Origin of the sequence: Mangrovibacter plantisponsor (assembly GCF_003182475.1) — a bacterium.
GTDB lineage: Bacteria > Pseudomonadota > Gammaproteobacteria > Enterobacterales > Enterobacteriaceae > Mangrovibacter > Mangrovibacter plantisponsor.
Map to the genome: position 1 here is coordinate 140,332 of NZ_QGTS01000003.1, position 16,929 is coordinate 157,260.

Consider the following 16,929-nt stretch of genomic DNA (forward strand, 5'->3'; position numbering starts at 1 on the left):
TAATTTATAATAGACCCAGTATATCAATATTTAAGCCTGTTTTACTGTTTGCTCTTTTACCGGGTTATTTGCCGGGTAGAACATTTGATATTGGTTGCGGCCACTATGTTTTGCGTAATACAGCGCGCTGTCTGCCCGGGAAACCAACTGGCTGGCAGTCAACCCGGGCGACCATTCTGCAATACCAATACTTACTGTCACTTTATTGGTAACATCTGAAGCCATGTGCTCAATATTTCGCATGCTGAGTGCGCTTTGTATCCGCTTTGCAATGTCGGCTGCGTCCGTGGCCGATGCCTGGGGCAATAAAACAATAAACTCCTCACCGCCAAACCGCCCAACTAAATCCAGGTTAGCCCGAACTGCGTTTTCAATAGATTCCGCAACCTGAATCAGGCATGAGTCACCAGCCTGGTGACCATAAAAATCATTGTAGTTTTTGAATTTATCGACATCGAGCATAAGCATTGAGAAGGTACTGTCGCCCTGTTGAAAAGAAGCGCGCTGCACGGCCTTATCTAACATGACCTGGAAAGCCCTACGGTTAGCTAAACCAGTAAGAGGGTCACAATTGGCCTGAATTTCCAGGCGTTGAATCAAATCGTTATTTTCTTGTTCCCGGTGTATGGCGAGAACAAACCAGGTATTGAGCATGCGCCGGGCAGATTCAACCAATAAAGCCAGAGCAATATAAGCCAGTACATTCACTACGGTGATGTAGCTGGTGAAAACCAGGCTGGTAATAATAATGGCTGCCTGAAGTGGCACACTGAACAAAAACCACGCCAGAGCATCAACATAAAGTGCTATCAACCCGGTAAGCAATAAGATAGACGCAAGAGCGAAAATAACCGGGCGCCCGCCACTGGCAAACAACAAAAACAACACCAGGCACCAGTTCAGGCTGAGGATTAGCATCGTTACGCGCAGCATAGTCCATATATTACGCGAGAGCCTGTCTGGTGAATATTTCAGCATATACAGCACCGCGGCGCTTATCACCATGACTGCAAATAGTGGTAAATGTGAGAAATCCGCATGCCCGGCCGGAATGGCAAGATTTACGCTGGGGTTAAAATAGTAACGGACTAAAATGACGATACTGAACAAAAGGTTAACCCACAGAAACCAGTTGGCGCTCATAATAATGGCGTGCTGGCGTGTCTGCTCATAGCGCAAGTCAAATGCCTTACATACTTTACGTCTGAACAAATCAGCTTCCTTTTGGGTAAAGTGTTACATACCAATGCTACAAAGGATTTTAGTAGAATGTTATATAAGATGTAATGTTTTGCTAAATTAATAGTAAAAACTGAGTCATAGCTTCATCTGCATAACACAATGATGGAACACAAAGAGTGAACAGGGGGTAGATTTGAGTGGGTTAACCGGGCGAGATTTTTTCGTTTCTGATGCCGTTTTTATCTGGCGTTTTGATGGCATGGGTGGCATCGTGCCGTTAGAGCAATCCGAATGTGTTGATAAGCAACACCCATGCTGGCTGCATCTTAATTATACCCATCCGCAAAGTGCCGACTGGCTGGCAAATTCCCCTCTGTTACCGGATATGGCAAGAGACTTGCTGGCCGGAGAAAGCCTGCGTCCACGCGTTACCCGCATGGGTGAAGGTACCTTTATTACTCTGCGCTGCATCAATGGCAGTACAGATGAACGCCCGGACCAACTGGTCGCCATGCGGATGTATATCAATGAAAACATGATAATCACATCGCGGCAGCGTCAGGTTCTGGCTTTAGATGATGTGATTAATGACCTGAAATCCGGTACCGGTGCGAAAGATGTCGGCGGGTGGCTGGTTGATGTGTGTGATGCGTTAACTGACCATGCCAGTGAGTTTATTGAACAACTCCATGATCAGATTATCGATCTGGAAGATGATTTGCTTGACCAGCAAATTCCTCAGCGTGGGCAACTTGCGTTATTGCGCAAGCAACTGATAGTAATGCGCCGTTATATGGCACCACAACGTGATGTGTTTGCGCGTCTTGCCAGTGAACGCCTGCCATGGATGGATGACGATGAAAGACGGCGGATGCAGGATATTGCAGACCGTTTGGGCCGTGGGCTGGATGAAATTGATGCCTGTATCGCACGTACTGCAATAATGGCCGATGAAATATCACAAATGATGCAGGAATCATTATCCCGCCGCTCTTATACCATGTCACTTATGGCTATGGTTTTTCTTCCGAGTACATTTCTGACAGGTTTGTTTGGCGTTAATCTCGGCGGTATTCCTGGTGGTAGCTGGGGGTTTGGCTTTGCATTTTTCTGCCTTATGTTGGTAATTCTTGTTGTCGCTGTTATTGTGTGGTTAAAACGTAGTAACTGGCTGTAAACAACAAGAATTATCGAACTAAAGGGGCAATTATATTGAGCCATATCAATAAATTTGCCTGATGAAAAAGGCAATATCAATTTCGCAGGTGAATGCAACGTCAAGCGATGGGCGTTGCGCTCCATATTGTCTTACTTCCTTTTTTGAATTACTGCATAGCAAGATTAATTCGTACGACGCCGACAAAATTTGTCGGCTTTTTTTTGCCTGTTTTCCGGGGCGTTCTAAGCTTATGCAGGAAGCAAAAGGAGGTGATATGAAATGTGACCCTTTTCCCGCGGAGCCGGTGCCTGTAACCAAACCACACCCGCGGCCTGACCCTGTGCCTCATGAGCCTGTACCGGATCCTGATCCGCACCCTTTGGTGCATTAGTTGTAGGTATAAAACACGCAATGTAACCCGCGGGGCCGCAGCCGGGCAGGTATCAGGTGAATTAATACATCAGGAAACGGGGCGGAGATATAAAACGGGCCTGGTAGCCCGTTTTATATTCATCAGTTATTTTACTTCAAGGATATCCAGCCGCTGGGTTTTCGATTCATTGTCTTCTTCCCAGCCAACCGGGGTCAAAGGGATCTCCTGGCGGTCAAAAGCCAGATCGCCGCCATCAACAACTTCACTACCGTGGTGAATCCCTTTGAAATCGAATAATTCCGTGTCACAAAGGTGAGAAGGAACAACATCCTGCATGGCGCGAAACATGGTCTCAATACGGCCCGGGTAGCGCTTATCCCAGTCACGCAGCATGTCGCCAATCACCTGGCGCTGCAAGTTAGGCTGTGAACCACACAGGTTACACGGAATAATTGGAAATGCTTTTGCCGTGGAGAACCGCTCAATATCTTTTTCTCTGCAGTAGGCAAGGGGGCGAATAACAATATGTTTGCCATCATCGCTCATCAGTTTGGGTGGCATGCCTTTAAGCTTGCCGCCATAAAACATGTTGAGAAACAGAGTTTGCAGAATGTCATCACGGTGGTGACCGAGCGCAATTTTGGTGGCACCAAGTTCAGTCGCTGTACGGTACAAAATACCACGCCGTAAACGTGAGCAAAGTGAACAGGTCGTTTTACCTTCCGGAATTTTGTCTTTGACAATAGAGTACGTATTTTCTTCAACAATTTTGTACTCAACGCCAATGGTATCAAGGTATTCAGGCAGAATATGCTCGGGGAAACCAGGCTGTTTCTGGTCAAGGTTTACTGCAATCAGCGTAAAGTTTACTGGTGCGCTTTGCTGCAGGTTACGCAGTATTTCGAGCATGGTGTAACTGTCTTTCCCGCCAGAAAGGCAAACCATAATGCGATCGCCTTCTTCTATCATATTGAAATCAGCGATAGCTTCGCCCACATTGCGCCGCAGACGCTTTTGCAGTTTATTGAGGTTGTATTGTTCTTTCTTGTTAATATCTTGATTATCTTGCATTTATTACTACCTTCGGAGCCAGCAGGGGCATAATAGGGGCAAAATTTTTTAAAGCGCCAGCTTATCGTTAAGCATCAACACCTGTTCGCCGTTCAATTCTTCAATCCACGCACCGTAGACTTCATAAACCATTTGCGCATTTTCATGCCCCATCTGGCTCGCAATGAAAGAGGGGTTAGCGCCGGCAGATAAAAGCCAGCAGGCAAAAGTATGCCGCGTATGGTACGGATTCCGGCGACGAATGCCAGCACGTTTTATAGCTGCGTTGAATCTCGCACCGATGCTCGATAAAGAGTAGTAGGCTTTCTGTTCACCCTTGCGTACCCTGGGCATGAAAACGAAACGCAGATTTTGAGATTCCGACGCGCCATATTCCCGATGATAAAAAACGATCTCTGTTTTCGGCTACAGTGCTGTCAGTTTGCGCTGCGCTTTAAGAGCCTTAAGCGCTGGCTCTAATAGAATGATAACCCGATTGCCAGCATCGGTTTTGGGTGGGCCGAACATACCCAAGGCATTAAGATTACGCTGGATACGAGCCGTGCCTTTTTCCCAGTCGATATCTTCCCAGGCTAGCGCGGCCAACTCACCGTGCCGAACGCCGCTATAAATGGCGAACGTCCACATATTCAGACTCTGACCAGTCTCGGAGCCTGACAGCAAACTAAACTCCTGCTTTGTTAAAGGGTCCGGTTTAACTTTACCTTTCTGTAGTTTCTTGATCCCTTCAAAGGGCTTATTTTTGATAAAGCCTGATTTGTGAGCAAACCGAAGAAGGGAGCACAGTAGTGATATATAGTTGTTTACGGTACGCACCGTGCGACCCTGTTTATTACTCCTGGGGTTCGCCAGGTAAAGTGTCTCACCGTTCAGTAGCTCCTTTCTGTATTTCAGAATGTCGCTGTGGCGTATCGTAGAAAAGGAATTGAAAAAATATTTACTTTGCCCTGAATGTGAACATAAACTAAAGATAAATGGTGAAGATTATTTTTCTGAAAAATGTTTGCCGTCAGTAAATAAAGTTGACGTTGCTGAATTATTTAAAATTGCAAAATATAAACTCATCCCAATATGGAATAAAGGTGGTAACTTAGCTCCCCAAGTATCTATAGGCCCTGGCTTCGCTAATGAAATTAAAATGAATGATCTTTATTACTTTGCAATAAGCATATTTTGGCGTGGAACTTTCGAGTGGGGTAGCAACTATAAGCCTATTGAAATCAATGAGCATATCAAGGAGGCAATGAGGTTATATTTATATGACAAAGAGACAAACCCTTTAAATTTTCGAGTTGAAATATCACCAGCATTTTGGACCGCGAGGTATAGCGTATTATTCCCGGCAAAAAAAAAGAAAAAGATAATTTTGTATTTTCAATTTTCTCTTTCGATTTTCACATTGATTTATCCAGACCTGTGACTCGTTTTTCTAATCACAATCCAGTTTCACTTCTCGCTAGCCCCTCTCTGGATGTTAAAATGCACAATACGTTATCCAGAAAACACGAGACAGCAGTTGAAAGGGGGAAGATAGATAAAGCTGTAACATGGCTAAGAAAGGAAAATTGATTTCTTAGTCCGCTGTTCGCTCATTGCGGACCCAACAGCCAGCCTTGGGGAGAATGATATGGTTTTCAGTTTTTAATATTCATTGTTATAATTAACTTAAGAGTCTCGGTACTATTGAAGCAATTTTTCCTTAGCCACCTGTAATGCTTCTTGTAACCATTCAAGACTGATTGGGGTATTACTGTTTGAAAATTCGACTTTGAAATTATTTTTTTCCTTCTTCTTGCTGTGTGAGCCCTATAAATGCATCATTACAGTAAATTTCAGTAATCAGATTTTCGTAATCTCTGTCACTTGCGATAACGACTTTCATTGTATTTTTATTATTCACAAGTATTAATTTCTATTTTTTAATTACTGGTAAGAAAACTGTATGTTAGTGTTTAAAAAAGATGATTCACTGATAAGTTTCAGCTATTTCCTATAGTGAATCAGCTAAAGCCTCATGTGTTACGGCTTGCTGAGATATAAGAGCGCTGATGTCATGCTACGCATTATCAAAATCGAGCCGGGACATAGACTCTTGGCTGGTTGGTACTAAAATAGACTTCATTGCACTACCCCTGCTATAATTTTATTACGTATACAATAAATAATAAAAACAGATACTTACTACACATAAAATAAGTATCTGCTTTGATTTGATGATCAACATACAGTTGAATATAAAGCAGTTAAAAAATCCGCAAAATCCTTATGTGATTCTATCACGTAGTCTGGCGCAACTCTGTCACGGATTTCGAAAATATCATCAGTAAAGTTGTAGCAAAACACAGACATGCCATCTTCGCCAATAATTATCTTATCAGTAAGATGTGGTGAGGCATAAATATCATTATCTCGATTGTCTAAATTTTGAATGTATATGTTGTCCCATGAGGGTATCCCATTTTCTGCCTGAGCAAGACTATAAATCGTTAGACCATTGTATTCCAGTCCATCCATTTCATTAAATAGCTGCGCATATTCTGGTCTAATTGATAGAACTTTCTGAATATCGTAGAAGACTTTTTGTTTGGTCTCATCCCAATCGGCAGGGGGTAGGCTTTGCATCAAGTCTGACATAACTTTAGCAGGTACAGGATTAGTTACGTGATACTTGTCGGCAACCATAAGCTTCTTAAATTGGTTTATACACTGTTTGGTATCGTTCACATTGATCACCTATTTCCCTACTGGGTAAATGACGCCATTCGGCGAGGGCCACAAAACATCTGTACCTGAATTATACGGAAGATCTTTAGTTATGATCGCCTGTGTTTTTGTTAGTGCTGAATGATAGGGTGAATTTTGGATGAGAACGAGGTTATCAAAATCGTTGGTTCCACCATCATCAAGAGGGATCTTGTGATGAACCTGCCACCCAGCGGGAGTCTTACCACCTGCAAGCCTTTCCAGACTACCAGCATCAAACGTTGACAATGCATCAGGATGTTCGGACAGTGACTTTAGAAAATTAGGTCGGACTGAACTATTAAATTGATTACGAAGCAATGCATATTCACCACGGTCGCGTCTGAGATAATTTATCTGCTGAACATTCATGTCATCCAAAAGAACATGGGCTTGCTTGTATTTCCCAAGATAACTTGTAAGTTCTTCTGCTGCCATTGGGTTTCTTACGACCAGAAGTGATGCTGCCGATATTAGCAATCCTGAGGTCGTTTGATTGAGTACCTGATCATATCCTTTTGCAGCATCGCCGCCTAACTGCTCGGCAGTACGCCGGAAGCCTTCAATATTACCATTATATAGCCCACCAGCTGCCAGCAGTCTGCCCGCGGCTTTGCTGTTGATCGTCCGGTAGTGTACTGGGCGTTTTAACTGATTATCTGTTATGTAGCTGAGACGGAAATACATTGATGCCGGTAAATCATTACGTAGTTGTCCTGATTGTGTGATAACCGGGAAGATCTCGCTTCCTGAATGATTATTTCTCAAAAGAACAATTTTACCGTTTCTTAGGTCATTAAGAACATCGCGGTATGCCATCCAGGTGAATTGACGGTGGAATACACGATATTTGTTAACAAATGCACCGTATCCGACAGGAAGGCTCCACTCCTGAATGATACTGTTTGAGTTGGCGGTGTATTCCATATCTCGAACAGCAGCAGCGGGGTGCCGTATATTCGGTATGTCATCAAGATAGATGTCATCCACTGATTTTGTTTGGTATGAGTGGGGTGTCACGATCCCTGGCACCTTATGCGTATTAAGTGAAAGGGTATTTCACGAGTGTGAGAGATCTGTTTCTATAGGTTTAATCTGAAAATTAACGGGTGAAGTAGCTACAGGGTGCAGAACTGATGTAAGAATTCACTCTATACATGCACGAAATCAACCCGATCTTTCACGCCAAAAATAGCAACTAACTGAATTCTAATGAAAAAAACTTAACGTATTTGCGTGGTTCTTTTGAAAGAGAATGAAATTATCTAACTGATTCATATGAACTTTATAGAAGAAAAGCAAGAACAGGAATCATATGTGACATTTTATCTATTTTGTCCCTAAAACCGATTATCAAAATGAAAGCACGTTCTATACAAAACAACAAGTTATAAACTCAACCAGAGCACATGAAATGACGCTGGTTTAGCTAATTTATCTCTTAAAATCGACAAATTAAAAACATGTCTTTTAACTACTGCTGCTCCACATGCAGTGGTTCGAAGTAGCTGACTTAATCGTTAAAGGTATGGAAGGTGCAATCGCTGCCAAAACCGTAACTTACGATTTCGAGTGTCTGATGGATGGCTAACCAGCTGAAATGTTGTGAGTTTGGCGACGCGATTATCGCGAACATGTAATCTGCCAAAAACAGGGGCAAAAACAGGGGCAAAAATTACATATAGGGGCAAAAAAGGGGCATTAAAAATGTTGGTGTAGGTACTTTAATGTGAATGTCGTTAGTTCATAACTAATTGAAATAAAAATAAAATATAGAAATATCAATGGGTTTAATAATTCATCGCAGTTTGTTCAGGTTGTATTGTTCTTTCTTGGTAACGTCTTGATTATCTTGCATTCTAAAACTCTCGGGCAGTAACGAGAAGGCAGTTCACTTCTGTGCAGCAAATGCTATACAGGTTTGCGCTGATGCTTCGCGTTTTCAACAGGGTGGCCGAACAGGTTAAGGCACAGTAAAAAAGTATGCTGCGTATGGTACGGATTACCACGGCGAAAGCCAGCACGTTTTCACCACTTCCCGCTTTTATTGCCTGATTTCTGGGCGTAACTGATTCAGGAGCTAACTGGCCAGTCCAGGTGGTGGGGCAGATGTATAATCAGCAAGATTAGCTCTATGCAGTCTGTAAAATTAATTTATCTATAAATTCACTGAATAGGTTTTATAGATAATTAATTACCAGTAGTTATTTAAATAACTGATTGAGTATTTTGACGTAAAGATTTAGAAAATTGATCGCTGCCGGGTTCTCAAAAAAATAATTAAGCTATAGGATGGCGCCGTTTTTTGGTGTGAAAGAATTTTTAATAAAAGCAGGAGGCTTAATGAAACAGTACGCAATGAAACCGTTAGCGTTGTCACTTGCTGTGGGAAGTGTGTTTTTTTCTGCAAAAATCTCCGCTCAAAATGCCGGAGATATAAATGCTGGTGAGAGTGTTACTAATATCATTCTCGGTGCGGGTGATATACAGAATGTTTTTGGTGAAGCAATAACGACAACTATTAATTCTGGTGCTTATCAATATATCTATGGTAATGCTCAAGATACCACCATTAATTACCGTGGCACACAAACTATTCAGGATGGCGGCTTAACTACAAAAACAGTAATAAAAGATGGCGGTAAACAAAGTATCTCGAATGGAGGCGTATCATTTGATACAGTCATTGAATTTGGTGGCTTCCAGGATGTTGATGGCGAAGCACATTTCACCACGATTTTAAGCGGTGGCGATCAAAATGTGCTGGTAGATGGTAAAGCGGAAAACACAGAGATCCGCGGGGGTACTCAACTGGTTAGTGGCCAGGCCGTTAACACAATTATGTTGGCAGGTATCCAGGATGTCAGGGGCGAGGCAACAGATACCCAGGTTTATGGTGGCCAGCAAACCGTTCGGGCCGGAGCGGTAGCGAACAGTACAACGCTTCATGAGGGCGGGCTGCAGGTGGTAAACGCGGGTGGTAAAACCGTCAATACAACAATTAATGAGGGCGGTAAAACCTGGCTTGAATCCGGTGCGCAGGCGGTCAATAACGTTAACCTGAATAACAATGGTCAGTTATGGATGGATGACGGCGCAACAGCTGATTCTGTGAGCAACCATGGCGGGGTACTCGTTATTACTGGTAATAACTCTGGTTCTGGTTGGGAGTCTGCGCATATTGATAATCTGAATGTCGCCGATGGCATTATTGCCTTTCTGCCAGATAACAGCCATGAAAACTTCCCGGCACTAACTATAGGTAATATAGAAGGTAACGGGCAGTTTATGTTTAATACCTCATTAGCTGACCGCGCGACTAATTTTGTCACTATTGATCAGGGTAGTGGAACCTTTGGTGTAATAGTTAACGACTCCGGAAGAGAAATTAGTGACCATGATGATTTAACTGTCAATCTTATTCAGGATAAACAGGGTGATATTGATTTTTACCTTGGCAATGAACAACGCACCACAGGCTACGCTGTTGATGGCGGCGCGTATATGTATACGCTTTATAACCAACAAGATAAAGACAATCTGAATGGCAATATCTGGTATCTGGGCGTACTGACCGACGAGCCGGGGAATGGTGGGGACGGCGGCGGTGATGGTGGTGATGGTGGAGACGGCGGTGATAATGGCGGTGATGGGAATGAAAATGGTGGCGGAAAACCCATTACCACCCCCTCAACTGACGCCGTTCTCAATATGGCAACCGCACCACTCAATGTGATGAGCCATGAACTGGATGCACTCAGAGCATACCGGCAAACACTCCCAATGCGTAGCGATGAAGACCGCCATATATGGGGGCACTATTTGGGAGGCTACAGCCGGGTTAATGCAGATAATGGCGCTGCATTCAGCATGCAACAACATGGTATGGGCATTGGGGCAGACAGGCGTAATCGCTTTGAGAGCGCAGACTGGGTTTTGGGTAGCTATATTGCGTTTTCCGATAACCATGTTGAGCATGCCCGGGGTGGTAAAAGCAAAATCACCAGTGCTTCTGGTGGCCTGTACACCTCGTGGTTGCAGGATTCCGGATTCTACCTCGATGCCGCTGTAAAAACACATCGCTTCAAAAATCAGTTAAGCGCAACCATGACGAACGGCCAGCGTACAACAGGCCACTGGCTACGCTATGGTTACACACTGGATGGCGAAGCAGGCTGGCGGCTAATGCAGTCACAACCGGTAAATCTCACACCTTATGTGCGTGGCACGCGTTTTCAGGTGCGCAATGGCGATGTGTCATTAACCAATGGGATGACGGCACAAACGGGCCGCAGCCTGTCGAATAAACTGGAAGCGGGAACGCGGGTAGGGACGCAATGGCAGGCAAATACCTGGTCAGTTAAGCCTTATGCCCATGTGGCGGTGGTACAGGAGTTTGCCAAAGGCAATAAAGTTGTTATCAACGGGCAGCACCATATTACCAATAATACAGATGGTACCTCAGCAAGATATGGTGCAGGCACCATAATGGCGCTTAGTGCCCACACACATATTTATGCTGAAGCAGCTTACCAGAAAGGGCGCTATATAGAGTCACCCATTGAAGGCACTGCTGGTTTCCGTATTGCATTTTGATTTTTCCCCGGGCAACACCCGGGGTTTACTCTTATTCAGCGGGCTGGCCTGGCCCGCCTTTCCCGGCCAGCATCGCCAGGAAGTCGTAGCGTTTTTGCAGGTCATGCGCTGCTTCTTGCCACAATTGCTCTGCCACCTCAGGTTGCTGGCTGTTCAGGCGCTTAAAACGTTGCTCATTGAGTAATGCTTCCCGTAGTGCATCTGAAGGTGGTCTGGAATCAAGTTGTAAAGGGACTTTCCCCTGTTCTGCCCGTTGCGGGTCGAACCGGTATAGTGGCCAAAAACCACTGGTAGTCAGTTGGCGCATCTGGTCGTGGCTCAGGGCCAGGTCGTAGCCATGTTCTTCACAAGGGCTGTAAGCAATGATCAGCGACGGCCCGGGCCATGCTTCCGCTTCCTGAATGGCTTTAACTGTCTGGTTTAACTGGGCTCCCAGAGAAATCTGTGCAACATACACATGCCCGTACATCATCACACTCACGCCCAAATCTTTACGCGCCTTGCGTTTGCCGCGCTCGCCAAATTTAGTCACCGCACCCAGCGGTGTGGCTTTCGATGCCTGCCCGCCCGTATTTGAATAACACTGGGTATCCAGCACCAGCACATTAACGTTCTCGGTCAGGCTCATCACGTGGTCCAGCCCGCCATAGCCAATATCATAAGCCCAGCCGTCGCCACCAATCAGCCACACAGAGCGCTCTGCCAGGTAGTCCGCCACATGCAGCAGTTCAGCCGCTGCGGGTGAGGCTATATCAGGAAGAAGAGCGCGCAGCTGGCTGATTTGCTCGCGGCGTTCCTCAACACTTGCCGGTTCACTTAACGCACTGCGTAAGGTACCAGGTACAGTGCCACCCAGCTCTGCCAGCAGGCGTTCAGCCCGTTTGCGATGCTGAGTCTGGGATAACCTAAAGCCCAAACCAAATTCAGCGTTATCTTCGAACAACGAGTTTGCCCATGCCGGGCCGCGGCCATTGGCATCGGTTGTCCATGGTGTGGTTGGCAGGTTGCCACCATAAATAGAAGAGCAGCCAGTGGCATTGGCTACCAACAAACGGTCGCCGAAAAGCTGCGTCAGCAGCTTGATATAAGGCGTTTCACCACAACCAGAACAGGCGCCGGAATACTCAAACAATGGCGTAAGCAGTTGTGACGTGCGGATATCAATCCGTTCAAGTGTGCTGCGATCCCGGTCTGGCAGTGACAGGAAGAAATCGTAATGCTGTTTTTCCTGCTCAACATGCACAAGACGTGGCTGCATATTGATCGCTTTAATATCCGGGTTTTCGCGGTCTTTGGCCGGGCAAACTTCAACACACAAATCACAACCTGTGCAATCTTCCGGTGCCACCTGCAATACGTACTTCTGACCCCGCATATCCCGTGATTTAACATCGAGTGACTGCAATGTTTCCGGCGCTGCATCAAGGGCTTCAGGTTCAACAACTTTTGCTCGTATTGCGGAGTGCGGGCAGGCGGCAACACAGTGGTTACACTGGGTACAAATTCCCGGGTTCCAGATGGGAATCGCTTCAGCAATATTGCGTTTTTCCCAGCGGGTAGTGCCAACGGGCCATGTGCCATCTGGTGGAAATGCGGAAACCGGGAGTTTATCTCCAAGCCCGGCAATCATGGCACTGGTGACGGTTTTCACGAAGTCCGGTGCGGTGTGCGAGACCACCGGCGGCATGTGGTGGCTGGCATTGTCAACATCACCTGTTGGTACTTCATGAAGCGATGATTCGGCCAGTGCTAAAGCTTGCCAGTTGCGCTCTACCAGCTCCTGGCCTTTACTCTGGTAACTCTTCGCAATGGCTTCCCTTAATGCATCCAGCGCCTTATTACCCGGTAATAACTGCGTTAAATGGAAAAAAGCCATTTGCATGACCGTATTTATCCGTGCGCCTAACTGGCACTCGCGGGCGATTTTTGCAGCATTGATAACCCATAACCGGGCTTGTTTATGGCGTAATATCGCCTGCACTTCCTGTGGAAGCCGTTGCCACACTTCCTCTTCCGGGTAAGGGGTATTTACCAGGAAAATACCGCCAGGTTTCAGCTTGTCCACCATTGAGTATTTATCAACGAATTGCCACTGGTGGCAGCCAATGAAGTCGGCTTCTTCTACCAGCCAGGTAGAGCGTACCGGTGTATCCGCAATACGCAGGTGCGAAACTGTCAGCCCACCGGCCTTCTTTGAGTCATAAACGAAGTAACCTTGTGAATACCAGGGGGTGCTGTTGCCAATAATTTTGATGTTATTTTTGGTTGCTGAAACAGAACCATCGCTGCCCAGGCCATAAAACAGGGCTTCAAGGCGGGAGGACGATGGCAGGGATTCATCAGGTAACGGCAAAGAAAGGTGAGTAATATCATCAAATATCCCCACAGTAAAACGGGTGGGGGGCTCGGCCTGGCTAAGTGCATTAAAGATAGCCAGCACGCAACGCGGGTCGAACTCTTTAGAAGATAACCCATAGCGGCCACCGATAGCCCGGGGCAGTGTCGCCCGTTGGTGCTGTTGCCAGGCCTGGGCCAGCGTTGTCATGACATCAAGGTAAAGGGGTTCAGCAACAGCACCCGGTTCCTTGGTGCGATCCATTACCGCAATATCAGTAACGCTACCGGGGAGTGCGGATAAAAAATGGTGCGCACTGAAAGGGCGGAATAGCCGGACTTTGAGCAATCCGACTTTCTCACCTCTGGCGGCCAGGTAATCAACAACTTCCTCACAACAACCGATGGCTGAACCCATGATAATCACCACACGTTCAGCTTGTGGGTGCCCGTAATAATCGAAGGGCTGATAGTGCCGCCCGGTTTGCTCGCCAAATGCTTCCATGGCCTGCTCAACTATACCACTGAGCCTGTCATACCACGGGTTTGTGGCTTCCCGGGCCTGGAACCAGGTGTCCGGATTAGCCGATGTACCACGAATAGCCGGGTGCTCCGGGTCCAGTGCCCGCTCGCGGTGAGCCTGGATGGCTGATTCAGGTATCAGTTTGAGCAATGTATCATCGCTTAGCGGCGAGATTTTATTGATCTCATGGGAAGTACGGAAACCATCAAAGAAGTGCACAAAAGGCACCCGGCTTTCAAGAGTTGCCATGGTCGAAATTAGGGCAAAGTCTTGAGCTTCTTGTACGTTGGACGAACACAACAGCGCACAACCGGTCTGGCGGACTGCCATGACATCCGAATGGTCGCCAAAAATGGATAACGCGTGGGTTGCTACGGTTCTTGCTGCCACATGCAGCACAAAGGGCATAAGTTGCCCGGCAAGTTTATAAAGCGTTGGGATCATTAACAACAACCCCTGAGATGAGGTAAAAGAGGTGGCCAGCGAACCGGTTTGCAACGCACCATGAACTGTTGCTATCGCACCACCTTCAGATTGCATCTCGACAACTCTGGGGACATCACCCCAAACATTTTTTACCCCATTTTCAGACCAGGCATCTGCCTGTTCCGCCATCACGGAACTTGGGGTTATGGGGTAAATGGCGATAACTTCATTTAAACGATACGCGACGGACGCAACAGCGCCATTGCCATCAGTGGTTATCATAAAAGTTCCTCAACATTGCATTCATAAGGCCTGCATAGTGCAGGCTTTTTGTCATTATGTTTTGAGTCTAGCAAACCCGAAGCGAAGCAATTTTTCTCCCCGTGTCCTGGCATTTTGGTTGTTCGTTACAGAATAATTCGTGACACTGTCACTTAATGTATGAGTTAAAAATGTGCGCCGTAACAAAAAAAATAGCAAAAACCCTGAAAACTCGCGGGTTTCAGGGTCGACGTAGTGAAAAGTGTGGCCTATGATGCAAAGGTTTTGTCAAAAAAGACTATACAGACACAGCCCGGGTGGACAGGAGAAAACGCATGAAGGCAGGTTTTATTGTGGCGGCAGGGGTGGCGCTTCTTTTTCTCACAGCATGCAGTAGTAATGAACCGGTACAACAAGCAACTGCGGCACATACCCGCAGCCCACTCGAATCAGTCATGTCCGGCACAGGCCAGGCAAACTGTGCAATGGTAGGCGGAATGGTACTTGCGGCACGCCAGCTTGATGGCTCCATGATTGGCACTTGTGCATTACCCAACGGCAAACGCTGTAACGAGAACGCACTTGCCGCGGGTAATTGTGGAACGTACTGATTATTTACCGGTACCTGCCATACGCTGGTAAACCAGAGTATCGTCATTAGCTTTCAGGGTAAGCGTATCAGCAGTTAATGTTACTGTTGCGCCCTGGGTTAGCATCTTGCCGATAACATTATCCAGTTGGTTCATTTGTGGTTCAACGCACAGCATTCTGGTGCCTGCCATTCCTGCAACCGTTAGGGTATTACCTTCAAGGCTACCCTGGCCCATAAAGCGGTTACACATATTGCCTGATACTTGCAGCGTATTGCTAAAGCGCAGGCTTGCCGGACGCGAGTTATCTGCCAGTGGTTTGCCATTGAATGTTTTCAGTACAAACGACTGGTCAGCAAGTTGTGCGCCTACAGGGGCCGAACCTTCCTGAGCGCAACCAGCCAGAGCCATCATAGCCAGTAAAGCGGGTATCACTTTCTTCATTTTATTACTCCCTGAGAGTGTCCATGTCCGTTATTCACAGGATAAGGTATGCCGGCAACGTATACGTACTGCTGTTACGCTGCCAGCAACAGCTAACTATCCGGCAACAGACTTAGTGTAGCAAATCAGGCAATCTGATTGGTGCAGGATTCGCCCGCTTCCAGTTGTTTAAGATTATTCAAGGTTGTTTCCGCAATGCTGATTAATGCTTCAGCGGTCAAAAACGCCTGATGCCCGGTAAACAACACATTGTGGCATGCAGAAAGACGGCGGAAGACATCATCCTGGATGACATCATTGGATTTATCTTCGAAGAACAGATCGCGTTCATTCTCATAAACATCCATGCCCAGCGCACCAATTTTCTGTGTTTTCAGTGCATCAATTGCCGCTTGTGAGTCAATTAACCCGCCACGACTGGTGTTTATAATCATCACACCATTTTTCATTTGGTCGAAAGCACTGTGGTTTAATAAATGGTAGTTTTCGGGCGTAAGCGGGCAGTGCAGAGAAATTACATCGGACTGGGAATACAGTGTTTGCAAATCCACATATTCCACACCCATATCCAGTGCTGCCGCATTAGGGTATGGGTCAAACGCCAGCAGGCGCATACCAAAGCCTTTCAAAATGCGCAGCATAGCAACGCCAATTTTCCCAGTGCCAATCACGCCCGCTGTTTTGCCGAACAAAGTAGTACCTGTGAGGCCTTCCAGGGAGAAGTTGGCATCGCGGGTACGCTGATACGCACGGTGGATACGGCGATTAAGGCTCATCATCAGGCCAATGGCATGCTCAGCAACCGCTTCCGGTGAATAAGCCGGCACACGTACAACAGCAAGCCCAAGTTCTTTTGCGGCATCGAGGTCAACATTATTAAAGCCCGCACAACGCAAGGCGATAAATTTGACACCCAGACTTTTCAGTTCCTCAAGAACCGGGCGGCTGCCATCATCATTAACGAAGATGCACACGCCATCACACCCAACTGCAGTTTTTGCCGTTTTTTCGGTCAGGAGAAAGTCGTAGAATTCCAGTCCGAAACCGAAATCCTTGTTCACATGCTCTATGTATTTTTTGTCATACTGTTTGGTACTGTAGACCGCAAGTTTCATCGGGTTTCTCCAATCGAAGTTTATATAAATTCTGTCACCATTTAATAAGTTAAACAAATAGTTAAAAGTGGTTTAATTAAGATATTTCCATGTTAAGCCAGGTCAGCCAGCAA

General features: G+C 46.2%; 11 protein-coding genes and 2 pseudogenes. 5 read left to right on the plus strand and 8 right to left on the minus strand.

The window, feature by feature from the left end:
- Positions 1 to 30 precede the first annotated feature (30 nt).
- Positions 31 to 1,212: a GGDEF domain-containing protein gene (locus DES37_RS05565; protein ID WP_146211494.1), complete on the minus strand. Its 1,182-nt coding sequence runs from the start codon at positions 1,210 to 1,212 to the stop codon at positions 31 to 33.
- A 163-nt stretch (positions 1,213 to 1,375) separates the two neighbouring features.
- Here DES37_RS05565 and zntB point away from each other — a divergent pair, with 163 nt between their 5' ends.
- Positions 1,376 to 2,359, plus strand: a complete 984-nt coding sequence (gene zntB, locus DES37_RS05570; RefSeq protein WP_110025139.1) for a zinc transporter ZntB — start codon at positions 1,376 to 1,378, stop codon at positions 2,357 to 2,359.
- Positions 2,360 to 2,858: 499 nt separating this feature from the next.
- Here zntB and ttcA read toward each other — a convergent pair whose 3' ends face one another.
- Positions 2,859 to 3,785 (minus strand): tRNA 2-thiocytidine(32) synthetase TtcA, encoded by a 927-nt coding sequence (gene ttcA / locus DES37_RS05575; RefSeq protein WP_110025140.1) that lies wholly within the window; start codon positions 3,783 to 3,785, stop codon positions 2,859 to 2,861.
- Positions 3,786 to 3,833: 48 nt separating this feature from the next.
- Positions 3,834 to 4,703, minus strand: a pseudogene (locus DES37_RS05580) (tyrosine-type recombinase/integrase); the annotation flags it as partial.
- Between DES37_RS05580 and DES37_RS05585 the strand changes: the two are divergent.
- The gene (locus tag DES37_RS05585) at positions 4,681 to 5,205 is read left to right on the plus strand and encodes a hypothetical protein (RefSeq protein ID WP_110025141.1); all 525 of its coding nucleotides are present in this window, start codon (positions 4,681 to 4,683) and stop codon (positions 5,203 to 5,205) included. The pseudogene DES37_RS05580 and the gene DES37_RS05585 sit on opposite strands and share 23 nt — an antisense overlap.
- Before the next feature lie 797 nt (positions 5,206 to 6,002).
- Here DES37_RS05585 and DES37_RS05595 read toward each other — a convergent pair.
- Together DES37_RS05595 and DES37_RS05600 are read right to left on the minus strand one after the other, a co-directional pair.
- Positions 6,003 to 6,509: a YrhA family protein gene (locus DES37_RS05595; RefSeq protein ID WP_110025315.1), complete on the minus strand. Its 507-nt coding sequence runs from the start codon at positions 6,507 to 6,509 to the stop codon at positions 6,003 to 6,005.
- Between the two features lie 9 nt (positions 6,510 to 6,518).
- The gene (locus DES37_RS05600) at positions 6,519 to 7,547 is read right to left on the minus strand and encodes an HNH endonuclease signature motif containing protein (RefSeq protein ID WP_110025142.1); all 1,029 of its coding nucleotides are present in this window, start codon (positions 7,545 to 7,547) and stop codon (positions 6,519 to 6,521) included.
- Positions 7,548 to 8,001: 454 nt separating this feature from the next.
- Between DES37_RS05600 and DES37_RS05605 the strand changes: the two are divergent.
- Together DES37_RS05605 and DES37_RS05610 are read left to right on the plus strand one after the other, a co-directional pair.
- Positions 8,002 to 8,167, plus strand: a pseudogene (locus DES37_RS05605) (NADP-dependent isocitrate dehydrogenase); the annotation flags it as partial.
- Positions 8,168 to 8,870: 703 nt separating this feature from the next.
- Positions 8,871 to 11,123: an autotransporter outer membrane beta-barrel domain-containing protein gene (locus DES37_RS05610; protein ID WP_170123730.1), complete on the plus strand. Its 2,253-nt coding sequence runs from the start codon at positions 8,871 to 8,873 to the stop codon at positions 11,121 to 11,123.
- 31 nt (positions 11,124 to 11,154) lie between these two features.
- Here the strand turns inward: DES37_RS05610 and nifJ are convergent, their stop codons facing one another.
- Positions 11,155 to 14,688, minus strand: coding sequence for a pyruvate:ferredoxin (flavodoxin) oxidoreductase (nifJ, locus tag DES37_RS05615; RefSeq protein ID WP_110025144.1), 3,534 nt, complete (start codon positions 14,686 to 14,688; stop codon positions 11,155 to 11,157).
- Positions 14,689 to 15,002: 314 nt separating this feature from the next.
- Here nifJ and DES37_RS05620 point away from each other — a divergent pair, with 314 nt between their 5' ends.
- Positions 15,003 to 15,278: a putative hemolysin gene (locus DES37_RS05620; RefSeq protein ID WP_036112929.1), complete on the plus strand. Its 276-nt coding sequence runs from the start codon at positions 15,003 to 15,005 to the stop codon at positions 15,276 to 15,278.
- Here the strand turns inward: DES37_RS05620 and DES37_RS05625 are convergent, their stop codons facing one another.
- Together DES37_RS05625 and DES37_RS05630 are read right to left on the minus strand one after the other, a co-directional pair.
- The gene (locus tag DES37_RS05625) at positions 15,279 to 15,701 is read right to left on the minus strand and encodes an META domain-containing protein (RefSeq protein WP_110025145.1); all 423 of its coding nucleotides are present in this window, start codon (positions 15,699 to 15,701) and stop codon (positions 15,279 to 15,281) included.
- A 125-nt stretch (positions 15,702 to 15,826) separates the two neighbouring features.
- A complete protein-coding gene (locus tag DES37_RS05630) occupies positions 15,827 to 16,816 on the minus strand; it encodes a 2-hydroxyacid dehydrogenase (protein ID WP_036112937.1) in 990 nt (329 codons plus the stop codon).
- Between the last annotated feature and the right edge of the window lie 113 nt (positions 16,817 to 16,929).

Bases quoted from the DNA above. Each gene is read 5' to 3' on its own strand.
- DES37_RS05610 (WP_170123730.1), top strand. From the start codon at position 8,871: ATGAAACAGTACGCAATGAAACCGTTAGCGTTGTCACTTGCTGTGGGA.
- ttcA (WP_110025140.1), bottom strand. From the start codon at position 3,785: ATGCAAGATAATCAAGATATTAACAAGAAAGAACAATACAACCTCAAT.
- nifJ (WP_110025144.1), bottom strand. From the start codon at position 14,688: ATGATAACCACTGATGGCAATGGCGCTGTTGCGTCCGTCGCGTATCGT.
- DES37_RS05630 (WP_036112937.1), bottom strand. From the start codon at position 16,816: ATGAAACTTGCGGTCTACAGTACCAAACAGTATGACAAAAAATACATA.
- DES37_RS05585 (WP_110025141.1), top strand. From the start codon at position 4,681: ATGTCGCTGTGGCGTATCGTAGAAAAGGAATTGAAAAAATATTTACTT.
- DES37_RS05625 (WP_110025145.1), bottom strand. From the start codon at position 15,701: ATGAAGAAAGTGATACCCGCTTTACTGGCTATGATGGCTCTGGCTGGT.
- DES37_RS05620 (WP_036112929.1), top strand. From the start codon at position 15,003: ATGAAGGCAGGTTTTATTGTGGCGGCAGGGGTGGCGCTTCTTTTTCTC.